Genomic DNA, 6,542 nt, shown 5'->3' with positions numbered 1-6,542 from the left:
TATCACCGCGAACTGCAGCAGATTGCCTATCGTCGCCTGGGCGACCGGGAAATGGCGGCAGACCTCACTCAGGACGCATTCGTGCGCTACGTCGGCCTGGACCGTCAGCAGCGCACACACTCGATTGCCAACCCACGTTTTTTCCTGATTCGCGTGCTGCGCAACCTGATCATCGACCTGGGGCGCAGCCACACGCGGCGCGGGCCGGTCGGCTCGCTGGACGATGTTCAACATGAACTGCTCGACCCGTCTCCCGGGCCCGCCGCGCTGCTGGAGTTGCGCCAGCAACTGATGCTGTTGCAGACGGCCCTCGACGAGTTGCCCGTCAACTGCCGCCAGGCCTTGCTGCTCAATCGCCTCGAAGGGCTGGGCCATGCGGCCATCGCCGAGCGGCTCGGGGTGTCGGTGAGCATGGTCAGCAAGTACATCATGAGCGCCTTGCTTCACTGTGCTCGACGCCTCGAAATGATGGATGACTGAGTGAAGCGCGAGCGCAGCGATATTTCTCCCGACAACGCCTCCACAGTGCTGACCGAACAGGCCTTGCAGTGGTTGGTCGACCTGAATTCGGGCAGCGCTGAGGCACCCACCTGGGACGCCTACCTGCAGTGGTGCGAAGCATCACCGCAACACCAGCATGCCGCGCACGCGGCGGAACGGCTGTGGGAGCGGCTGGGCAGTGCGCTTGAGCGGCCGCCCGTACCGTCGCGCAAGGTGCCGCTGTTGGGCCTGGCAATCGCCGTGAGCCTGGCGGGCGGCCTCTACTGGCAGGCTCAAGGTCAAGGCTGGGTAGCCGACCAGATGACCGCCCTGGGCGAGCACCGCACGTTGAATCTGGCCGATGGCTCGCGCCTTGAGCTGGCGCCGCGCACGCGCGTCGATATAGATCTGGAAGGCGATCGCCGGGTGGTACACCTCTACGCTGGGGAGCTCTTCGTGCAGGTTGCAGCCGATGCGCAACGGCCGTTCGAGGTGCTGGCCGGCAACGGGCGCATGCGCGCGCTGGGCACCGGCTTCGACGTTCGGCGCGAAGGCGAGCAGGTGCGCATGGTGGTGACCGAGCATTCGGTGCGGGTGACGCTTGAGGGCGATCCGCAGGCTGTTGACGTCGACGCCGGGCAAGCGGTGCAGTTCGGCCCGCACGGTCTGGAGGGGGCGCAAGCGGTGGACATCGCATCGGCAACGGCGTGGCGTCGCGACAGGCTGGTGTTCAACCAGCAGCCGCTGGGCGAGGTGCTGGAACAGATCGGTCGCTACCACCGCGGCCTGATCTGGGTACGCGACAACGACCTGCGCCGCTTGCCGGTCACCGGCGTCGTTGCAACCGGCGACACCGACGCCCAGTTGCAACTGCTGCAGCGCACCTTGCCGCTGCGCGTGCGGCAGTTCCCGTGGTTGACCGTGATCGAGCGCGACGACGCGCGGCGAAAGTAGGGTCCGCGCAAAAATAATTGCTTGCCGCCACTGTCGGTTTTCAGAGGGCTGACGTCTTTCCTGTCGAGATTGATTTTTATTTCGCTGATTTCAGCAGGGGAGCGTTATGCCGTATCTGATCAGACACACCGCCTTGAGCCTGGCGATCGTGGCAGCGAGCTGTGTGGGCGTCAGCCAGCCGGCCAGGGCGGCGGACCACCAGCACGCCGTGGAGCAGGTCTTCGATGTTGCGGCAGGTCCGCTTGACCAGGCGCTGACGCGCTTTGCCGACCAGGCGGGGTTGCGCCTGATGGTTGTCAGTGAAGTAGTGACCCGCCAGCAAACCGAAGGGCTGCACGGGCGTTACGCGGTACAGCAGGGGCTTGAACGATTGTTGTTGGGCAGTGGTTTGAGCGCAAGGCTCAGCGGCGATGTGATCCTGGTCGAAAAAGCTCCGATGCTGGGGGCGGCGCTGGAGCTGGGTACCACCACCATCCAGGGGCAGGGGATGGGGCAGATGACCGAGAATACCGGTTCCTATACGCCCAGCCTGACCAGTGTCGGCTCCAAGACCCCGACCAGCCTGCGTCAGACGCCGCAGTCGGTTTCGGTCATTACCCATCAGGTGATTCAGGACAAGGGCATGGTCGATTTGACCGATGCCATGAAGATGACGCCGGGCATCACTGTGCGCAACTCCAACGAGCGCATCAATGACTTCTACTCCCGTGGCTTTGCCATCGAAAATATTCAGATCGATGGTGCAGCGCCCATGGCGCTGGGTACCACTGCGGGCAGTTTCTATTCGAGCAAGGTGTACAACCTTGCCGAGTTCGACCACGTCGAGGTATTACGAGGCTCTTCGGGGCTGTTTGGCGGCACCGGTGATCCGGGCGGCATCATCAACATGGTGCGAAAACGTCCGCTGGACACCTATCAGTTGAAGTTCGAAGCCTCTGCAGGCTCCTGGGACAATTACCGTAGCCAGGTCGACATTACCGGACCGATGGGCTTTGACGGGAAGTTGCGTGGGCGGCTTGTGGCAGCCTATACCGACCGCCAGTATTTCATGGACGAGCGCAGTTCGCAGAGCCCCACGCTCTACGGCATCCTCGAGGCAGACATACTGCCTTCCACTCGCCTGACCCTGGGTGGGCGATCGGAGCGCATCAACGAGAACGGCGCCAGCGCCGGCCTGCCGCGCTACAGCACAGGTGCCGATCTTGGCCTTGCGCGCCATACCAACCTGACTGAGAGCTGGGCGTTCCAGGACGGTCGGTCCGACGAGGTATTTGCCAAGGTCGACCACGAGCTGTCGGATGCCTGGAAGCTCAACGTCAGTTACACCCAGACTCAGGATTCCGGGTTACAGAAACGCGCATTCAATGTGGGCAGCGTGAACCCGGTGACCGGAACCGGTGCGACTCGTTACGGCAGCGTTGCGCGGTACCGTAGCGACCAGCAGCTGATGGATGTGAACCTGGCAGGCAAGTTCGATGCATTCGATCGTCAACATGAGTTCCTGATGGGGGCTGACCATCAACGCATCACCAGCCAGTGGCGGGGCACCGGGCAACTGCAGGGGGCATTTGAACCCATTGACGTATTCGATCCTGGCTCCACGCCATGGCCGAACCCTCCGACGTCCAAGGACTGGGTTGCCGATTACAACCCGAACACACAGATCCAGTACGGTCTCTATTCCACCCTGCGCTTGCAACTGGCAGACCCGTTGCACCTCATCGTTGGGGCACGGGCCCAGCGCTACAAGTTCTATCAGACCTATCAGGAACGGGGGGCGGAGCCGGCTTACCTGTCGACTCGCGAACCAACCAAGGTCGTCCCCTATGGTGGCGTCGTGTACGACCTGAGCGATGAATGGTCGACCTATGCCAGTTACTCGGAAATTTTCAAGCCGCAACAAAACAAACTTGCGGGCCCACCGCCACCTGCGGGTATGGCTTCTGACAACACGCTGGAACCCATGACGGGCAAGACCTACGAAACGGGTATCAAAGGCGAGTTGTGGGGCGGTGCGGTCAATACTTCCTTGGCCGTTTACTACACCAGGCGCGAACATGAAGCGGTTCAGGACCCGCGTTATGTTGAGGTCAATGTGCCATTTGGCGGCAGTTGCTGCTATGTGTCTCAGGGCGAGGTAGTCAGCAAGGGCGTAGACCTGGAAGTCAGTGGAGAGCTACTGCCGGACTGGAGCCTGATGGCCGGCTATACCTTTAACCATAATCAGAACCGTAGCAATGACGCTGTATTCAGTACCCAGACACCCAAGCACTTGTTCAAATTGTGGTCGACCTATCGTTTGCCAGGTGAGTTCAACGATCTGAAGGTTGGGGGAGGGGTGAACGTGCAAAGTTCAAACTACGTCAGTGGCAAAGTTCCGGTCTTGAACAACGTCGGTGACGTGATTCGGCTAGAAGATTACGAGTATCGCCAAGCTGGCTATGCGGTCTGGAATGCGATGGCCGAGTATCGACTGGACGATCACTGGACCTTGGCTTACAACCTCAACAACGTGTTCGACAAAACCTACTATTCGACGGTAGGCTCGTCGGTTGCTGCCAACTGGTATGGCGAGCCACGCAATCACATGCTGACCCTGCGTGGCACCTTCTGGTAAACCACGCCCCTCAAAAAAAGCCCGCATCATTGCGGGCTTTTGTTTCTCGGGTCACAAGGTCGACTACTGGTCTGCCAACCAGCTATCCACTGCTGCATAGATACCGTCCACATCGCCCACAATCCCGCCCATGCGCAGAAAGTCATGGGTCAGCCCCTGCTGCACCTTCAAGGTCACCGGCGTACCGCTGGCCTCCAGCAGGCGGGCGTATTCCAGCCCCTCGTCATGCAGCGGGTCGTATTCGGCTAGGCTCACATAGGCCGGGGCCAATTCGCTCAGCCCGGTGGCCAGTAGCGGCGACACCCGCCAGTCCAGATGCTGCGCCGGGTCGGCACTGTAGTGATGGTAGAACCACTCCAACGTGGCGGTTTCCAGCAGGTAGTCCTCGGCATAGCGCGGTGCGAGTCACGTTGGCGCGAGGTATCAGTCACCGGATAGAACAGCAGTTGCGCCTTGGGCTTGAGCTGCAGCGCCTGCGGCTGCTTGACCGCAGTGATCGCCAGCACCGTGGCCAGCGTGGCCCCCACACTGTCGCCCGCCAGGGTCACGCGCTGGTTGTCCAGGTGCAGCGAGGTAGCGTGTTCAGCCAGCCAGTTGGCGGCATCCAGTGCATCCTGCACGGCCGTCGGGAAAGGGTGCTCCGGGGCCAGCCGATAAGCCGGCGCCAGCACCGCATGGCGCCCGCTCGCGGCCAGGCGGCGGCAGATGGAGTCGTGGGAGTCCAGGCTGCCCACCACGTAACCGCCCCCATGAAAGAACAGCAACGTCGGCAGCAACGCCGTGTCACTGGCGTTGGCGCGGTACAGGCGCGCCGCGATGGACTGGCCGTCGCGGGTCGGGAGAGTCAGGGTGCTGACCGTGATGGCGCCAGGCGGGCAGGGGTCGAGCACCTGCGAGGTGGTTTCGAACTGCGTGCGCGCCTGGGCGAGATCCAGTTCATGCAACGCACTGCTCTTGCCACTCAGGCGGCCCATCTGGGCCAGCTCCAGGAAGCCTTCGAGGTCGGGATCCAGAGGCATGTCGGGGTTCCTTGCAAATCCATTAAAAACGCGCCCCGCATGACGGGGCGGCGGCGGTATCAACAGGTGACGCTGTGGCTTTCCTGCAACTGCTCCAGCACGCGACGCAGCAGCTCGGGGTGCTTGAGCATGTCGTAGTGGCCGGCGGCAACCGGTTCGTTGAGTTGCGCGTGCGCCAGGCGTGGAGTCTGGCCTGCACCCGCCTTGGCCCACCAGCACTGCGCCACCGCCTCGGTGGTGGGCAACCCATCGATGGCCTCGGACAACGCCTTGAGTTTCATGGCCACGCGGAAGGTATGGGCCAGTTCGTCCGCGCCGATGGCGGCAAATGCCGAGGTGCTGATGACGTGTGCCTGCACGTCGGCGATTACGTGTTCGAGGTGGTTGGCCGGGCTGCTTGAACGCACCTGCAGCACCGGCAACGCGTCACTCGACACGCCCATGATCACGCCGAGGAAACTGCCCAGGTCCTCGCTCCAGTCTTCATCGGCTGCAGGCCGGACAGCCACTGCCGACGGCAGGAAGCTGTCGACCAGGCCGAGGAAGCTGACCCGCTGGCCCTGTTTTTCCAGCTCCTGCGCGACCAGCACCGCGAGTGTCCCGCCCAGCGACCAACCCAGCAGGTGATAGGGGCCGCTGGCCTGTTTCTGGCGAATGTACTGGGCATAGTCGATGGCCATGGCCTCGAGGGATTCGTCTTCCCAACTACGCTCCAGCAGCATGCGGCATTGCAGGCCGTACACGCTGCGCTGGCCTTCCAGGCGCCGCGCCAGCGGCTCGTAGTCGAACACGGTACCGAAACCTGCGTGCAGGCAGAACAGCGGCCGTACCTGCTCGACCGGGCTGTTGAGCAGCAGCAGCGGGTCGAGCGACGAGGTATCGGCTGCGTAGCCGGACAGCTCGGCGATGGTCGGCTTGCCGATCAGGTCGCGCAGTTTCAGTTCGATGCCCAGCTCCGGCTGGCTACGCACCTTGGACAGCACCTTGAGCACACGCAGCGAGTCGCCGCCCAGCTCGAAGAAGTTGTCGGTGACGCCCACCTGCTCCACCTCCAGCACCTGTTGCCAGATGGCCGCCAGGCCTTGCTCCAGCGCATTGCGCGGGGCAACGAAGACGCGCGCCTTGAAGTCCGGATCGGGCAGGGCCTTGCGGTCCAGCTTGCCGTTCGGGTTGAGCGGGAAGGCGTCCAGCACGAGGATCTGCGCCGGGACCATGTAATCGGGCAGCTCGACCTGCAATGCGGCGCGCAGACGTTCGCCCTGGCCACTGGCGTCATCCGCCACCACATAGCCGATCAGTTGTTTGCCGGCGCCGGTGTCGCGGGCGACCACCACCGCATCGCTCACCCCAGGTTGCTGGCGCAGACGCGATTCGATTTCGCCCAGCTCGATGCGGAAGCCGCGCACCTTGACCTGGTTGTCCAGCGCCCGAGGTAGTCGAACACACCGTCGGCGCGCTGGCGCACCAGGTCG

3 protein-coding genes and 2 pseudogenes are annotated in these 6,542 nt (G+C 62.9%); 3 read left to right on the top strand and 2 right to left on the bottom strand.

What is annotated here, in order from left to right:
• From G3436_RS24060 to G3436_RS24050, 3 genes are all read left to right on the top strand, one after another.
• The coding region (locus tag G3436_RS24060; RefSeq protein ID WP_163950321.1) for an RNA polymerase sigma factor at window positions 1-480 on the top strand (480 nt) is incomplete at its 5' end.
• A complete protein-coding gene (locus tag G3436_RS24055; protein ID WP_338001316.1) occupies window positions 481-1,434 on the top strand; it encodes a FecR family protein in 954 nt (317 codons plus the stop codon).
• Between the two features lie 106 nt (window positions 1,435-1,540).
• Entirely contained in the window at window positions 1,541-4,051 is a 2,511-nt protein-coding gene (locus tag G3436_RS24050; protein ID WP_163950318.1) for a TonB-dependent siderophore receptor, read from the top strand.
• A 63-nt stretch (window positions 4,052-4,114) separates the two neighbouring features.
• Here G3436_RS24050 and G3436_RS24045 read toward each other — a convergent pair.
• Both G3436_RS24045 and G3436_RS24040 read right to left on the bottom strand, forming a co-directional pair.
• Window positions 4,115-5,070, bottom strand: a pseudogene (locus G3436_RS24045) (alpha/beta hydrolase).
• A 59-nt stretch (window positions 5,071-5,129) separates the two neighbouring features.
• Window positions 5,130-6,542: pseudogene (locus tag G3436_RS24040) on the bottom strand (thioesterase domain-containing protein); the annotation flags it as partial.

This window comes from Pseudomonas brassicae (assembly GCF_010671725.1).
GTDB lineage: Bacteria > Pseudomonadota > Gammaproteobacteria > Pseudomonadales > Pseudomonadaceae > Aquipseudomonas > Aquipseudomonas brassicae.
This window is presented reverse-complemented; position numbering and strand designations above follow the sequence as displayed.

Bases quoted from the DNA above. Each gene is read 5' to 3' on its own strand.
- G3436_RS24050 (WP_163950318.1), top strand. From the start codon at position 1,541: ATGCCGTATCTGATCAGACACACCGCCTTGAGCCTGGCGATCGTGGCA.